Annotated in this window: 15 protein-coding genes; 3 read left to right on the top strand and 12 right to left on the bottom strand. The window is 68.0% G+C overall.

Translation table 11 applies throughout. From position 1 onward, the window contains the following. Window positions 1-17: 17 nt before the first annotated feature. From secF to pdxS, 10 genes are all read right to left on the bottom strand, one after another. Window positions 18-1,007, bottom strand: a complete 990-nt coding sequence (secF, locus tag ACFE6Z_RS03880; protein WP_375384350.1) for a protein translocase subunit SecF — start codon at window positions 1,005-1,007, stop codon at window positions 18-20. Then, entirely contained in the window at window positions 1,007-2,740 is a 1,734-nt protein-coding gene (secD, locus tag ACFE6Z_RS03875) for a protein translocase subunit SecD (protein ID WP_375384349.1), read from the bottom strand. The genes secF and secD overlap by 1 nt, the downstream gene beginning before the upstream one ends. 40 nt (window positions 2,741-2,780) lie before the next feature. Beyond that, window positions 2,781-3,272, bottom strand: coding sequence for a preprotein translocase subunit YajC (gene yajC / locus ACFE6Z_RS03870; RefSeq protein ID WP_375384348.1), 492 nt, complete (start codon window positions 3,270-3,272; stop codon window positions 2,781-2,783). An 81-nt stretch (window positions 3,273-3,353) separates the two neighbouring features. Then, complete coding sequence (ruvB, locus tag ACFE6Z_RS03865; protein WP_375384347.1) at window positions 3,354-4,385, bottom strand: Holliday junction branch migration DNA helicase RuvB; 1,032 nt, start codon at window positions 4,383-4,385, stop codon at window positions 3,354-3,356. Further along, the gene (ruvA, locus tag ACFE6Z_RS03860) at window positions 4,378-4,998 is read right to left on the bottom strand and encodes a Holliday junction branch migration protein RuvA (RefSeq protein ID WP_375384346.1); all 621 of its coding nucleotides are present in this window, start codon (window positions 4,996-4,998) and stop codon (window positions 4,378-4,380) included. The genes ruvB and ruvA overlap by 8 nt, the downstream gene beginning before the upstream one ends. 106 nt (window positions 4,999-5,104) lie before the next feature. Then, window positions 5,105-5,677 (bottom strand): crossover junction endodeoxyribonuclease RuvC, encoded by a 573-nt coding sequence (gene ruvC / locus ACFE6Z_RS03855; protein WP_375384345.1) that lies wholly within the window; start codon window positions 5,675-5,677, stop codon window positions 5,105-5,107. Window positions 5,678-5,723: 46 nt separating this feature from the next. After that, window positions 5,724-6,482: a YebC/PmpR family DNA-binding transcriptional regulator gene (locus ACFE6Z_RS03850; RefSeq protein WP_375384344.1), complete on the bottom strand. Its 759-nt coding sequence runs from the start codon at window positions 6,480-6,482 to the stop codon at window positions 5,724-5,726. A 24-nt stretch (window positions 6,483-6,506) separates the two neighbouring features. After that, complete coding sequence (locus tag ACFE6Z_RS03845) at window positions 6,507-7,031, bottom strand: DUF1697 domain-containing protein (protein WP_375384343.1); 525 nt, start codon at window positions 7,029-7,031, stop codon at window positions 6,507-6,509. A gap of 44 nt (window positions 7,032-7,075) precedes the next feature. Further along, a complete protein-coding gene (gene pdxT / locus ACFE6Z_RS03840; RefSeq protein ID WP_375384342.1) occupies window positions 7,076-7,669 on the bottom strand; it encodes a pyridoxal 5'-phosphate synthase glutaminase subunit PdxT in 594 nt (197 codons plus the stop codon). Beyond that, complete coding sequence (gene pdxS / locus ACFE6Z_RS03835) at window positions 7,659-8,564, bottom strand: pyridoxal 5'-phosphate synthase lyase subunit PdxS (RefSeq protein WP_375384341.1); 906 nt, start codon at window positions 8,562-8,564, stop codon at window positions 7,659-7,661. The genes pdxT and pdxS overlap by 11 nt, the downstream gene beginning before the upstream one ends. A gap of 87 nt (window positions 8,565-8,651) precedes the next feature. Between pdxS and pdxY the strand changes: the two genes are divergently transcribed. Further along, a complete protein-coding gene (gene pdxY, locus ACFE6Z_RS03830) occupies window positions 8,652-9,503 on the top strand; it encodes a pyridoxal kinase PdxY (RefSeq protein ID WP_375384340.1) in 852 nt (283 codons plus the stop codon). A 1-nt stretch (window position 9,504) separates the two neighbouring features. Here pdxY and ACFE6Z_RS03825 read toward each other — a convergent pair whose 3' ends face one another. Beyond that, on the bottom strand, window positions 9,505-10,071 hold the full coding sequence (locus tag ACFE6Z_RS03825; RefSeq protein ID WP_375384339.1) for an HIT domain-containing protein: 567 nt from the start codon (window positions 10,069-10,071) through the stop codon (window positions 9,505-9,507). Then, complete coding sequence (gene thrS, locus ACFE6Z_RS03820; protein WP_375384338.1) at window positions 10,058-12,076, bottom strand: threonine--tRNA ligase; 2,019 nt, start codon at window positions 12,074-12,076, stop codon at window positions 10,058-10,060. The genes ACFE6Z_RS03825 and thrS overlap by 14 nt, the downstream gene beginning before the upstream one ends. Before the next feature lie 158 nt (window positions 12,077-12,234). Between thrS and ACFE6Z_RS03815 the strand changes: the two genes are divergently transcribed. Both ACFE6Z_RS03815 and ACFE6Z_RS03810 read left to right on the top strand, forming a co-directional pair. Then, the gene (locus ACFE6Z_RS03815; protein ID WP_375384337.1) at window positions 12,235-13,560 is read left to right on the top strand and encodes an ABC transporter ATP-binding protein; all 1,326 of its coding nucleotides are present in this window, start codon (window positions 12,235-12,237) and stop codon (window positions 13,558-13,560) included. Continuing rightward, window positions 13,560-14,348, top strand: coding sequence for a hypothetical protein (locus tag ACFE6Z_RS03810; RefSeq protein WP_375384336.1), 789 nt, complete (start codon window positions 13,560-13,562; stop codon window positions 14,346-14,348). Before ACFE6Z_RS03815 ends, ACFE6Z_RS03810 begins: the two co-directional genes overlap by 1 nt. Window positions 14,349-14,364: the final 16 nt, after the last annotated feature.

Raw genomic sequence — 14,364 nt, 5'->3', positions numbered from 1 at the left:
AGGGGCCCCTCAGATCGCTACGCAGCCACCACGGCGCGTTCGCGCACCGCCTTCGCGCGAGCGTCGCGAGCCTTCACAGCCGGCTCGTTCTCGCGGAACAGCGAGTACAGCGGAGCGGCGACGAAGAGCGTCGAATACGCCGCGACGATCGTGCCGACGAAGATCGACAGCGAGATGTCGGACAGCGTCTGCGCACCGAGCCAGAGAGCGCCGATGAACAGGATCGCGCCGGTGGGCAGGATGGCCACCACGGTCGTGTTGATCGAGCGGACGAGCGTCTGGTTGACGGCGAGGTTCACCGATTCACCGAACGTCCGCCCGGATATCTCGCCGTCTTCGCTCGTATTCTCCCGGATCTTGTCGAACACCACCGTCGTGTCGTACAGCGCGTACGACAGCACGGTCAGGAACCCGATCACGGCGGCCGGCGAGATCTCGAATCCGAACAGCGCGTAGACGCCGATCGTGATCACGAGCACGTCGATCAGGCCGATGATGGCCGCGGCCGACATCTTCCAGGTGCGGAAGTACAGCGCGAGGATGAGGAACGTCAGCGCGAGGAAGATCGCGAGCCCCCACAGCGATTGACGGGTGACGTCGGCGCCCCAGCTCGGACCGATGAACGAGGCCGTGACCTCGCTCGACGGTACGGCGTACGCCTCCGACAACGCGGCGCTGACGGCCTGCGTCTCGTCCGGGGTGAGCTGGTCGGTCTGCACGCGGACCGCGGTCGTACCGATCGTGGTCACCTTGGTGATGGCATCCGGCACCACGGTGTGCACGGCGTCGGTCGCGAGCGACTGGTCGGGACTGCTCAGGCCCGACACCGTGAACTGCGACCCGCCGGTGAACTCAATGGAGAACGCGAGCGGGCGAAACAGCGGGACGAGGGCGGCGCCGATCACCAAGACGGCCGCGATGATGAACCACAGATTCCGGCGCCCGACGAACGGGAAGGACGTCTTGCCGGAATAGAGGTCGTTTCCGAGCTGGCTCATGGAGCGCATCAGTCGTCTCCTCCCTTGGTCGTGGTGTCGGGTTTCGACCCGTCCGTGCGCCCCGCGGCCGTCAGCTGGGCCTGCTTGCGCTCGGCGATCGTCTGCCGCCGCTCGGCTTCGCCCCGCGACTTGGCGGTCCTGCGCGCGGCGCCGGTGGAGGCGGCGACGGGCGCGCGGAACTGCGCGCGCCCACGGTAGACCGCTCCGAGCGCCTCGGGATCCATTCCGGACAGCGGATGCCCCGACCCGAAGAACTTCGTGCGCGCCAGCAGCTGCATCACCGGGTGGGTGAACAGGATGAAGATCACGACGTCGATCACGGTCGTCAGCCCCAGCGTGAACGCGAAGCCCTTCACCGTGGCGTCGGCGAGGATGTAGAGGACGACGGCGGCGAGCAGGTTGATCGACTTGGAGATGTAGATCGTGCGGCGCGCGCGGTCCCAGCCGTCCTCGACCGCTCCGGTGATCGACTTGCCGTCGCGTAGCTCATCGCGTATTCGCTCGAAGTAGACGATGAACGAGTCGGCCGTGAACCCGATCGACACGATCAGACCGGCGACGCCGGCGAGCGACAGGCGGAAGCCCATTCGCCACCCTAGGATGCAGATCGTCAGGTACGTGATGACGCCCATCACGATGAGCGAGGCGATGATCACGAATCCGAGCGCCCGGTAGACGATCAGCGAGTAGACGGCGACGAGCAGCAGGCCGATGAGACCCGCGATCAGGCCGATCTGCAGCTGCTGCGAACCGAGCGTCGCCGAGATCGTGTCGGAGCTGACGACGCTGAAGCTCAGTGGCAGAGCGCCGTACTTGAGCTGGTCGGCGAGGGTCTTGGCCGACTCTTGCGTGAAGCTGCCCGTGATGCTCGGCTTGCCGTCGAGGATGACGCCGTTCATCGAGGGCGCGGAGAGCACCTGCCCGTCGAGCACGAACGCGAACTGGTTCAGCGGGGCGGTCGCGGGGTACAGGCGCTGACTGATCTTGCCGAAGGTCTCGGTGCCGTCGGCGTCGAACACCAGGTTGACCGCCCACCGCCCGCTCTGCTGCTCCATGCCGAACGTGGCGTCCGAGATCGACGAACCGTCCAGCTCCACGGGGCCGAGGATGTACTTCGCCTGACCGGACGCGTCGCACGTGATCAGCGGCTGATCCTTGGGGGCGTTCGCGGGGTCGTTGGCCGGGTCGGCGCAGTCGTACGCGAGGAACTCGGCCTGGAGTGCAGGCGTGATCCAGGCCGTGTCGCTGCCGCTCGTCGGAGCGGTGGTCGGCGTCGATTCGAGCGACGGGTCGGGCGTGGGATACGGGGTCGCCACACCGTCGCTGCCGACGAAGGTCGTCGCGGGCGCGCCCGAATAGAGCACGGCCCGCAGCTGCAGCTGCGCGGAGGCCTCGATGCGCTGACGCGTCTGATCGTCGGCTTGACCGGGAATCTGGACGACGATGTTCTTGCCGCCCTCGGTCGTGACGTTGGCCTCGCCGACGCCCGAGGCGTCGACGCGCTGCCGGATGATCGTCACGGCCTGGTTCATCTGGTCGGTCGAGGGGTCGGAGCCGTCAGCAGTCCTCGCCTCGAGGATGATCTGCGTCCCGCCCTGCAGATCGAGAGCGAGCGCGGGAGACCACGAGCTCTTTTCGAAGACGTACACGCCGAGCGCGTTGATTCCGAACAGCAGGGCGATGATGACCAGGAGTCCGGTCAGGGCGCGCCAGGCGTGACGGACGGGAGTTGCAGTCGCCAAGGAGAGTCAGCTTTCTCGGTCGCCCCGAAGGGCGGGGGGTTCAGGGCTGGGGCTTGGTGCCGGCATCCGGCGTCGTACCGGAGTCGGGGCCGGCGTCGGAGGCGTGCGTGGACTCTTCGGCTTCCTCGGCGCGGCGGTGGTCGTCGCTCAGCGACGTGATCTCTCCGCTGGCCACCCCGGCGATGTACTCGTTCTCGCTCTCTTCGGCTTCGATGAAGTCGTCTTCGTTCACGAAGCCCTGGGTGGGCTCCACGACGCGCAGGAGCGCCTGGCTGTGGACCTTGATCTCGACGCCGGGCGCGATCTCGACGAGGACGGGCCGGTCGAGGTTCTCGGCGTCGTACTGGAGGATCGTGCCGTACAGGCCGCCCTGCATGAGCACCTCGGCGCCGGGCACCATCTGACGAGCCTTCTCAGCCTGCTCGAGCTTCTGCTTCGCCATGCGACGCCGCGAGCTCCAGAACATGAAGACGAGGAGGACGACCAGAAGGATGATGAGGCCGTAGTTACTGAAGAACGACGCAAAGTCCATGTGGAGTGTGGGCACCTTTCGGGTCAGGCGCGCCAGGCGGCACTGCCATGAAGGAGGGAAGTCGGCGAAAGCCTCAGGCGATTATAGATCATCGAGTCTGAGGGCATTCTCTGCGTGCGGGATGCGCAGATGAGCGTACGCCTCGGGAGTGGCGATTCGACCACGCGGAGTGCGGCCCATGAAGCCGATGCGCACCAGGTAGGGCTCGACGACCGACTCGATCGTCTCGGACTCCTCGCCGACGGTCACCGCGAGCGTGTTCAGCCCGACCGGACCGCCGCGGAAGCGGCGCACGAGGGCTTCCAGAACGGCGCGGTCGAGGCGGTCGAGGCCGATCGAATCGACGTCGTAGAGGTCGAGCGCGGCACCCACCGTGGCGATGTCGGCGGCGCCGCTCGCCCCGCCGTGCACGATCACGTAGTCGCGTACGCGGCGGAGCAGACGGTTCGCGATTCGCGGTGTGCCCCGGGAGCGCCGGGCGATCTCTCCGCGTGCGGCGCGCGGCAGGGTGACGCCCAGCATCGCCGCCGAGCGTTCGATGACCTGCTCGAGCTCTGCGAAGTCGTAGTACTCGAGGTGTGCGGTGAACCCGAATCGATCGCGAAGCGGGTTGGGAAGCATGCCGGAACGGGTGGTGGCGCCCACCAGGGTGAACGGTGCGAGATCGAGAGGGATGCTGGTGGCACCGGCGCCCTTTCCGACCATGATGTCGATCCGGAAGTCTTCCATCGCGAGGTACAGCATCTCTTCGGCGGCGCGCGCCATCCGATGCACCTCGTCGATGAACAGCACCTCGCCGGGGATGAGGCTCGACAGCAGCGCTGCCAGGTCGCCGGCGTGCTGGATGGCAGGGCCGCTGGAGAGGCGCAGCGGACGCCCGCTCTCGTGCGCCACGATCATCGCCAGGGTGGTCTTGCCGAGACCCGGGGGCCCGGAGAGCAGGATGTGGTCGGGCGAGCGCTGCTGGATGCGCGCGGCCTCCAGCAGCAGCTGCAGCTGGCCGCGCACCTTCTGCTGTCCGACGAATTCCGCGAGCGACGTCGGCCGCAATGCACCCTCGATCGCGAGCTCGGTCTCGTCGGCCGGCTCGTTCGGATCGCGCAGGTCATCCATCGCTGGGCTCCCGTCGCGCGGGGCCGAGTGCGGCCAGGGTGAGGCGCAGCACGGCCGCCACCGAAGCCGTCTCCGCGGCGGGTGCGGTGTCGATGACGCCCGCGACCGCCTCGGCGGCGACGCGCTCGGACCACCCCAGGCCCACGAGGGCCTGCACGACTTGGGCGCTCACCGGCGTGGCGGCGGGGTTCGCCCCGGAGGCGGAGGAGAGCACCGGGGCGAGTTTGCCGGCCAGCTGCACGACGATGAGCTTGGCGGTCTTGGGGCCGATCCCCGACACGCGTCGGAACGGCGCATCGTCATCGGCGGCGACGGCTTCTGCGATCTGCGAGACGGTGAGGGTCGCCAGCACTCCCAGCGCCGATTTCGGCCCCACTCCGGCGACGCTGAGCAACTGGGTGAAGACCACGAGCTCTTCACGCGACGAGAAGCCGAACAGCGCGAGCGCGTCCTCGCGCACGATGAGGTGGGTGTGCAGCGAGACGGTGTCGCCGAGGTGGACCCCGCGCGCGACCTGCGGGGTGACGGCGACGGCGAAGCCGACTCCGCCGACGTCGATCACGACCGCGTCGGGTTCGACGTGGGACGCGGTCCCGCGCAGCGAGGAGATCATGCTCCGACCCTACGCGAGCGGTTCGCAGCTTTGTTCGAGCGACACGGGCGCAGCGCGCGCGGATCCCGCTGATTCAGCATCCCGCACGAGTCGGCCTCCGTACGAGTCAGCGCCTCGACGCGCGCTCCGCATCCGCCCAGGCGCGCTGCGCGGGAGTCGCGGCCGCGGATCTGCCGGGACCAGTCGCACCGCGACGCCAGGCGTGACAGATCGCGAGGGCGAGAGCGTCGGCCGCATCCGCTGGTGTGGGCAATTCGTCGAGGCGGAGGATCCGCGCGACCATCGTCTGCACCTGGCGCTTGTCGGCGGCGCCGTAGCCGGTGATCGCCGCCTTGACCTCGGTCGGGGTGTGCAGCGCGGCGCTGAGGCCGTTCTCCGCGGCCACGAGGAGCGCGATGCCGCTCGCCTGCGCGGTTCCCATCACGGTGCTGCGGTTCTGCTGGGCGAAGACCCGTTCCACCGCCACCACGTGCGGCCGGTAGAGCGCGACGACCTCGCGGATGCCGGCCGCGATCGTGGCGAGACGCGACTCGATCGGGGCATCCGGATCAGATCGGATCACTCCCACGTGCACCAGGGTCGCACTGCGATCTCGTGCCACGTCGACGACTCCGACGCCGCACCTCGTGAGGCCGGGGTCGACTCCGAACACGCGCAGGGGTACGTGCGGGGTCGTCACTCCCTTACGCTACGTGCGCAGGATGCGGGAGCCGCCGAGGCGCGCCCTACTCGTCGTTCTCGAGCTCGGCCTGGACCTCGGCCGAGAGGTCGAAGTTGCTGTAGACGTTCTGCACGTCGTCACTGTCTTCCAGAGCGTCGATCAGGCGGAAGATCTTGCGCGCGGTCTCGGCGTCGATCTCGACCTTGAGGCTCGGGACGAACTCGACGTCAGCGGACTCGTAATCGATCCCCGCCTCCTGCAGCGCGGAGCGCACCTTGACCAGGTCGCTCGCATCGGTCACGACTTCGAATCCGTCGGCGTGCGGCGCGATCTCCTCGGCGCCGGCATCCAGCACGGCGAGCATGACGTCGTCTTCGCTCGTGCCTTCGCCGCCCACGACGATGATGCCCTTGCGATGGAAGTTGTACGCGACGCTGCCGGGGTCGCCCATCGTGCCGCCGTTGCGGGTCATGGTCGTGCGGACCTCGGCTGCCGCCCTGTTCTTGTTGTCGGTGAGGCACTCGATCAGCAGGGCGACGCCGTTCGGCCCGTAGCCCTCGTAGATGATCGTCGCGTAGTCGACGGACTCGCCGGTCAGACCCGCGCCACGCTTGACGGCGCGGTTGATGTTGTCGATCGGGACCGACGTCTTCTTCGCCTTCTGAATGGCGTCGACGAGGGTGGGGTTGCCGGAGAGGTCGGCACCGCCCATCTTGGCTGCGACTTCGATGTTCTTGATGAGCTTGGCGAACGACTTGGCACGGCGCGAATCGATGATCGCCTTCTTGTGCTTGGTCGTGGCCCACTTGGAATGGCCGGACATTCCTCCAGTTTACCGGTCGAGAGCTCAGCCCACGATCTTCTGGAGCGTACGGAGGTTGCGGCTGGTGGTGGTCTCCTTGTAGGCCCTTCGCGAGAGGAGCTTGCCGAAGGGCGTGTCCACCGTCGTGCCTTTGACCGGATTCCAGTACACGACACCCTCGCCGCGTGCGATCGGGTCGACCTCGCCGTCGAAGCCGGCGGCGGCATCGACGAGTTCATCCAGCACGCTCGTGTCGGATCCGAAGATCGCATAGGGCTGTCGGCGGGCATCGGCCGCATCGAAAGGAAACGATGCGATCGCCGCCTCGATGTCGGCGCGCGTGACCAGGACGATCCATGCGTCGTACCCGAATCGCTTCCGGAGGGCGTCCTGCACGCTGCGCGTGAGCTCGGCCGCGCCGCCGGCGCTCGTGAAGGCGACGTTTCCGCTCGCCAGCACGGTGCGCACGTCATCGAAACCGAGGTCGCCGAACAGTGCGCGCAGCTCCGCCGAGCGCACCGTGATCCCGTTCACATTCACGCCGCGCAGCAGCGCCACCCATGACGTCATGGCGGAACGCTATCGCGCCGGCCGCGCTGAACACGCCTCCGCGCTCAGGCGGCTCGCACGATGTCGAGGAAACGGCGATGGAAGCGGTGCTCACCGGTGACCTCCGGGTGGAAGGAGGTCCCCATCAGCGCACCGCGCTGGACTGCGACGACGCGACCGTCCTCGAGCGCGGCGAGCGCCTGCACGTCCGGGCCCACTCGCTCCACGAGTGGGGCGCGGATGAACACGGCGTGCACCGCCGGGTCACCGAGGGCGGGCACGGCCAGATCGGTCTCGAACGAGTCGACCTGGCTGCCGAAGGCGTTGCGGCGCACCGTCACGTCCAGTCCCCCGAACGTCTCCTGACCGCTGATCCCGTCGGTGATCCGGTCGGCGAGCAGGATCAGCCCCGCGCACGTCCCGTACATCGGCATGCCCCCGGCGATCGCGGCCCGCACGGGCTCCTGCATCCCGAACGCCCTCGCGAGCTTGTCGATCACGCTCGATTCGCCCCCGGGCAGTACCAGCCCGTCGACCTCGGAGAGTTCGGTCGGCCTGCGTACGAGCGATACGTCGGCCCCGAGCTCGGTGAGCACACGGGCGTGCTCGCGCACGTCGCCCTGGAGGGCGAGGACTCCGACGCGCGGCCTACCAGCCACGCTCGGCGAGGCGGTGCGGCGCCGGCAGGTCGGAGACGTTGATGCCGACCATGGCCTCGCCGAGTCCGCGCGATACCTCGGCGATGACCTTCGGGTCGTCGTAGAACGTCGTCGCCTTCACGATCGCGGCGGCGCGCTCGGCGGGGTTTCCCGACTTGAAGATGCCCGAGCCCACGAACACACCGTCGGCGCCGAGCTGCATCATCATGGCGGCATCCGCGGGGGTCGCCACGCCGCCTGCGACGAACAGCACGACCGGAAGCGTGCCCGTCGCTGCGACCTCGGCGACGAGGTCGTAGGGAGCCTGCAGCTCCTTGGCCGCGACGTACAGTTCGTCTTTCGTCATCGACCTCAGGACATTGATCTCGCTGGAGATCTTGCGGATGTGCTTGGTCGCCTCGGATACGTCGCCGGTACCGGCCTCGCCCTTGGAGCGGATCATCGCGGCGCCCTCGTTGATGCGTCGGAGCGCCTCGCCGAGATTGGTCGCACCGCAGACGAAGGGAACGGTGAACTTCCACTTGTCGATGTGGTTGACGTAGTCCGCCGGCGAGAGAACTTCGGACTCGTCGATGTAGTCGACGCCGAGCTGCTGCAGCACCTGCGCCTCGACGAAGTGACCGATGCGGGCCTTGGCCATCACCGGGATCGACACGGCCGCGATGATGCCGTCGATCATGTCGGGATCGCTCATGCGCGACACCCCGCCCTGCGCGCGGATGTCGGCCGGCACCCGCTCGAGTGCCATCACGGCCACCGCTCCGGCATCCTCCGCGATCCTGGCCTGCTCGACAGTGACGACGTCCATGATGACGCCGCCTTTGAGCATCTCGGCGAGGCCGCGCTTGACCCGACTCGAACCGGTCAGCGAGTCAGTGGGGGTGCTTTCAGTCATAACGTCTGATTCTAGTTGGGGCGTGAACCGTCGGATGCCATGCCACCCGACGGCCGGTGGCTGATCGACCGGTGAAATGATGAGAGCGTGAAGATCCTCTCGATCCAGTCGGCCGTGGCGTACGGGCACGTCGGCAATTCCGCCGCCGTCTTCCCCCTGCAGCGCATCGGGGTGGAGGTGCTGCCGGTGTACACCGTGAACTTCTCGAATCACACGGGCTACGGGGCATGGCGCGGGCCCCTGATCAGCCCGGACGACGTCCGCGACGTGATCACCGGCATCCAGGAGCGCGGCGTGCTCCCCGAGATCGATGTCGTCCTCTCGGGCTATCAGGGCGGCGAGGGCATCGGCGACGTGATCCTGGATGCTGTGGCCCGCGTGAAGGCCGCGAACCCGTCAGCCGTGTACGCGTGCGACCCGGTCATGGGGAACGCGAAATCGGGATGCTTCGTGGCTCCGGCGATTCCCGTCCTGCTGCGTGAGCGCGTCGTACCCGCCGCCGACATCATCACCCCGAACCAGTTCGAACTGGGCTACCTCACCGGCACCGAGCCCGACACGCTGGAATCGACCCTCGTCTCGGCCGACCTCGCCAGGGCCATGGGCCCCCGGACGGTGCTCGTGACCAGCGTCGAGCGCCCCGATCGCGAACCCGACACGATCGAGATGCTCGTCGTGACCGACGACGGCGCCTGGATCGTGCAGACCCCCCGGCTGCCGATGAAGGCGAACGGCTCGGGGGATGTGACTGCTGCCCTGTTCACCGCCCACTTCGTCTCGAGTGGGGATGCCGCCGCGGCGCTTGCCCGCACCGCCTCCAGCGTCTACGACCTGCTCGAGCGGACGCACGAGTCGGGGCAACGCGAGCTGCAACTCGTCGAGGCGCAGGAGTCGTACGCGCATCCGCGCATGCAGTTCACCCCGCGCCGCGTGCGCTGAGTCAGACAGCCGACCACGCGTCGGCGACGGTCTTGCGGACATCGCCCAGCAGCTGCGGCAGCGCTTTGGTCTTGGCGATGATCGGGAAGAAGTTCGCGTCGGACGCCCAGCGCGGCACGATGTGCTGATGGAGGTGCCCGTCGACGCCGGCGCCCGCCATCGCACCCTGGTTCATGCCGAGGTTGAACCCGTCGCAGCGTGACACGGATCGCAGTGTCCGCATGCCCTGCTGGGTGAGCGCACCGATCTCGGCCACCTCTTCGGGTGTCGCTTCGTCGTAGGTCGCGTAGTGCCGGTAGGGGCACACCAGCAGATGGCCCGAGTTGTACGGGAACAGGTTCAGCAGCACGTAGGCCGTCTCGCCGCGCGCGACGATCAGCCCCTCCTCGTCGGATTTGCCAGGGGCCGCGCAGAATGGGCACTCGTCGCGCAGTGGCTGCGGCCCCGCAGTGATGTAGGCCATCCGGTGCGGGGTCCACAGCCGTTGGAACTCGTCGGGGACCCCCGGCAGAGTCGCGGCGTCGACGAGGCGTTCGTCCTCGTGGGAGGAATCGTCAGTCAAAGTCATCCGCCGTGTGGATCAGCGCGTGCGAGTCGATGGCGGCACGGATGCGGCGCACGGCGTCGGCGACCGGCACACCGTTCTCCTGCGTGCCGTCACGGAAGCGGAACGACACGGTTCCGGCATCCCGATCCTGCGCGCCCGCGATGAGGATGAGCGGGACCCTGCCGGTGGTGTGCGTGCGGATCTTCTTCTGCATCCGGTCGTCGGAGGCATCGAGTTCGGCGCGCACGTCTTCGCCGCGGAGCGTCGCGATGACGCCGTCGAGGTAGTCGGCGAAGTCGTCGGCCACGGGGACACCCACCACCTGGACCGGCGACAGCCACACCGGGAAATCGCCGGAGTAATGCTCGAGCAGGATGGCGAAGAAGCGCTCGATCGAACCCATCAGCGCGCGGTGGATCATCACGGGGCGCTTCTTCTGGCCGTCGCGATCGGTGAACTCGAGGCCGAACCGCTCGGGCAGGTTGAAGTCGAGCTGCACGGTCGACAGCTGCCAGACCCGGCCGATCGCATCCTTGACCTTCAGGTCGATCTTCGGGCCGTAGAACGCGGCCTCGCCGGCGACCTCGGTGAGCTTGAGTCCGCTCGCGAGGGCCACGCGGCGCAGCGCATCGGTTGCCTCCGCCCAGTGCTGCTCGTCGCCGATCCACTTCGACTTCTCGTCGTCGCGCATCGACAGCTCGAGTTCGAAGTCGCTCAGCCCGAAGTCGCGCAGCAGCGACAGCACGAATTCGAGCACGTTCGCCACCTCGCCCTCGAGCTGCTCGGGGGTGACGAACAGGTGGGCGTCGTCCTGGGTGAACCCGCGCACGCGGGTCAGGCCATGGAGGGCACCGGAAAGCTCGTTGCGATAGACGGTGCCGTTCTCGGCCAGCCGCATCGGCAGGTCGCGGTAGCTGCGGGCACGCTCGCGGTAGATCAGGATGTGCATCGGGCAGTTCATCGGCTTCAGGTAATAGTCGATGCCCTGCTTGGTGATCTCGCCCTGCTCGTCGCGCTCCTCGTCCATGCGGATGGGCGGGAACATGCCCTCCTTGTAGGTGACGAGGTGGTTCGACTCGATGAAGAGATCCTTCTTGGTGATGTGCGGGGTGTAGACGTAGGTGTACCCGGCGCGCTTGTGTCTGCGCAGCGCGTGCTGCTCCATCTCCTGGCGGACGATTCCTCCGCGTGGGTGCCAGACCGACAGACCGGAGCCGATCTCCTCCGGGAATGAGAAGAGGTCGAGCTCTTTGCCCAACCGGCGGTGGTCGCGTTTGGCGGCCTCCGCGAGGCGCTCCTGATAGGCCCGCAGGTCGTCCTTGCTCGCCCACGCGGTGCCGTAGATGCGCTGCAGCTGAGGGTTCTTCTCGCTCCCCCGCCAGTACGCCGCGGCGATGCGAGTGAGGTCCCAGCCGTTGCCGATCATGCGGGTGCTCGGCACATGCGGACCGCGGCAGAGGTCTTTCCAGACGGTCTGGCCGTCGCGGGTCACGTTGTCGTAGATGGTCAGCTCGCCCGCGCCGATCTCGGCGCCGGCGCCCTCGGCAGCATCCGCCCCCGAGCCCGGACCCCCGGCGAGGTCGATGAGCTCGAGCTTGAACGGCTCGGCCGCCATCTCGGCGCGCGCCTCTTCGGCCGTCACGACCCGACGCACGAAGCGCTGGCCCTCGCGGACGATGCGCTGCATCTCCTTGTCGATGGCCTTGATGTCTTCGGGGGTGAACGGCTCATCCACCCCGAAGTCGTAGTAGAAGCCGTCGGTGATCGGCGGCCCGATGCCCAGGTTCGCCTGCGGGTTGATGCGCTGCACGGCCTGCGCTAGCACGTGCGCGGTCGAGTGGCGCAGGATGCTCAGCCCCTCGGGGCTCTCGATCGAGACCGGCTCGACAGCATCCGCCTGCGTCACGACCGTCGCGAGGTCTTTGAGCTCGCCGTTGATGCGGAGCGCGATCACGGAGCGATCGGGGAAGAGCGTGAATCCGTCGGCGGGGTAGGCCGCATCCGACGGGGGGGTGACGTCAGTCAAAAGATCTCTCCAAGAAGGGGCTCGAATTCCAGGCTACCGCGGCCCGGCGAGCGGACGAATCACGTGCGCGGGAACTCGGTCTGCGTGATTCCGCATATATAATCAGTACGACTGAAACTTGCGTCGGCTCGGACGCACCCGTCTCCCGAAAGGCGCTCGTGCGCGGCCTCAGACTCTTCCAACTCGTCTCCATCGTCGAAACTCTTTCGCTCGCGATCATCCTGCTCAATCGCTTCACGATCCATCTGCCCGTGATCACGTCGACCGGTGGTCCGGTGCACGGTCTGTTCTACGTCTCCACAATCGTGTTCGCGCTGATCCTGCCGATCCCCCGCGGAGCGAAGTGGCTCGCCGTCATCCCCGGCATCGGCGGTCTGCTCGCCGTCGCCCGTACGCGGCGCGTCCGGCGTCGCGAGGCGCTCGAGGCGTCGGTGCCTCCCGAGCGCCCGCCCCTTCGACGACCGGCTCAAGAGTTCGCCACCCCGCAGCCCGACAGCGCGGCCTTCGCCACGGGGCTCGTCAAGCGCTATACACCCGAGCGGCAGATCGGCCCCCTTGCGTTCTCGGTGCCGCGTGGCCGGATCACCGGGCTCATCGGCCCGAACGGTGCCGGAAAGACGACCATCCTGCGCATGCTCGTCGGGCTCGCCCACCCCACGAGCGGCGACCTCGACGTGCTCGGCCGCAGCGCTGACGAACTCCACCTCGCGCTTCCGCGCGTCGGCGCCCTGATCGACGGACCCGCTTTCGTCGGTTCGCTCTCTGGTCGCGACAACCTGCTGGTGCTCGCCCGGCTCGCAGGGTGGCCCGACACCACCGTCGACACCGTCCTCGCACAGGTCGGCCTCACCGAGCGCGCGCGATCCTCGGTCAGCACCTATTCGCTCGGTATGCGGCAGCGCATCGGCCTGGCCGCCGCGCTGCTCGGCGCCCCCGACCTCGTCATTCTCGATGAGCCCGCCAACGGACTCGACCCGCAGGGGGCCGCACAGCTGCGGGAATTCCTGACCGCTCAGGCCGAAGCCGGGCGCACCATCGTCGTCTCGAGCCACGTGCTCGCCGACATCGAGGCGATCTGCGATCACCTCATCGTGATGAGCGAGGGTTCGGTGGTCTTCGAAGGCTCACCATCAGCGCTCGTCGCCGAAGAGCCCGAGCACGTCGTCTGCGGCGTCGCAACGCCCGGCGAGCGGGCCACTCTCATCTCTCTGATCGAACGAGACGGAACCCACGTGCAGCCACGAACCGAACTCAGCATCGACGTACTCGCACCGGGTTCACGCAGCGGCGAGCTGAACGCCCTCGCCGCGAGCGCGGGCATCACCCTCACCGAACTGCGTGTCGTGCGCCCTTCGCTGCAAGATGCGTTCTTCGCGCTCACCGGCGATCCCGGTCAGACCGAAGACGTTGTCGCGGATGCCGCGACCGCCGATGCGCCACGCGGTCGGCGCGTGCCGGTGTCAACGCTCGGGCAGGTGCGCTGATGCTGCGCGCCTACCGCGCGGCCTGGCTGTTCCTGCGTCGTCCGCTGCTGCTCTGGCCGACGCTCGGAGCGATTCTCGTCTTCTCGGTGATGACCATCGCCATCACGTTCTTCTCGGCGTCGCAGCCGGGCGGGTCACGCCTCACCGACCCTCGTCTCACGCTGGAATCTCTGTCCGATCCGACCTCCCCCGCCGTCATGGTCGCCCGGCCCATCATGATCATCGGCATCCTTGCCCTTGCCGTCGCCGCGATCCACATGGCGACGATGTTCAGCAGCGGATCGATCCGTGTGCAGCTGGTGCGGATGCCCGACCGGCGGCGCTGGCTCGCCGGCACGTGGCTTGCGCTCACCGTCTTCACCGTGGGGATGACCATCGCCGCCGGCATCGCGGCGCTCGCGACCACGTGGATCGCCGCGGCGGCATACGACGTCGACACGTCGCAGTGGACAACACCCCAGGCGATCGGGGCTACCGCGGTCAGCCTGGCCAATCTGTGTCTGGGCATGATCGCCTATGCCCTCGCCGGAAGCGTGCTGGCCGTGTGGCTGCGATCGGCCGCGCCCGCACTCGGAGTCGCCATCGTCTACGCGCTGTTCGAGACGGCGCTGAACGCGGCGGCGCCGGTCGGTGACGGCATCCTGCCCGCGTCCGCGTTCGCGACCGTCGCGAGTTCGGGCACGAACGGACCCGATTACCTCCGTGCGCTGGTCGCGACGATCGTCGTGCTGGCGGTCATCCTCACCGCCGTCACTGCTCTGTTCCGCAACCGCGATGTCACCGACTGACCCCGACCCCGAAAGC

The sequence above is a fragment of the uncultured Microbacterium sp. genome (assembly GCF_964244775.1).
Taxonomy (GTDB): domain Bacteria; phylum Actinomycetota; class Actinomycetes; order Actinomycetales; family Microbacteriaceae; genus Microbacterium.
The sequence above is the reverse complement of the archived record's forward strand: the minus strand, read 5'-3'. Positions and strand labels throughout refer to the sequence as shown.

Excerpts from the sequence above, each read along its gene's own strand:
- ruvA (WP_375384346.1), bottom strand. The coding sequence starts at position 4,998 with ATGATCTCCTCGCTGCGCGGGACCGCGTCCCACGTCGAACCCGACGCG.
- ACFE6Z_RS03845 (WP_375384343.1), bottom strand. The coding sequence starts at position 7,031 with ATGACGTCATGGGTGGCGCTGCTGCGCGGCGTGAATGTGAACGGGATC.
- pdxS (WP_375384341.1), bottom strand. The coding sequence starts at position 8,564 with ATGACTGAAAGCACCCCCACTGACTCGCTGACCGGTTCGAGTCGGGTC.
- ACFE6Z_RS03825 (WP_375384339.1), bottom strand. The coding sequence starts at position 10,071 with ATGACTTTGACTGACGATTCCTCCCACGAGGACGAACGCCTCGTCGAC.
- ACFE6Z_RS03810 (WP_375384336.1), top strand. The coding sequence starts at position 13,560 with ATGCTGCGCGCCTACCGCGCGGCCTGGCTGTTCCTGCGTCGTCCGCTG.
- ruvB (WP_375384347.1), bottom strand. The coding sequence starts at position 4,385 with ATGGATGACCTGCGCGATCCGAACGAGCCGGCCGACGAGACCGAGCTC.
- yajC (WP_375384348.1), bottom strand. The coding sequence starts at position 3,272 with ATGGACTTTGCGTCGTTCTTCAGTAACTACGGCCTCATCATCCTTCTG.
- ACFE6Z_RS03850 (WP_375384344.1), bottom strand. The coding sequence starts at position 6,482 with ATGTCCGGCCATTCCAAGTGGGCCACGACCAAGCACAAGAAGGCGATC.
- secF (WP_375384350.1), bottom strand. The coding sequence starts at position 1,007 with ATGCGCTCCATGAGCCAGCTCGGAAACGACCTCTATTCCGGCAAGACG.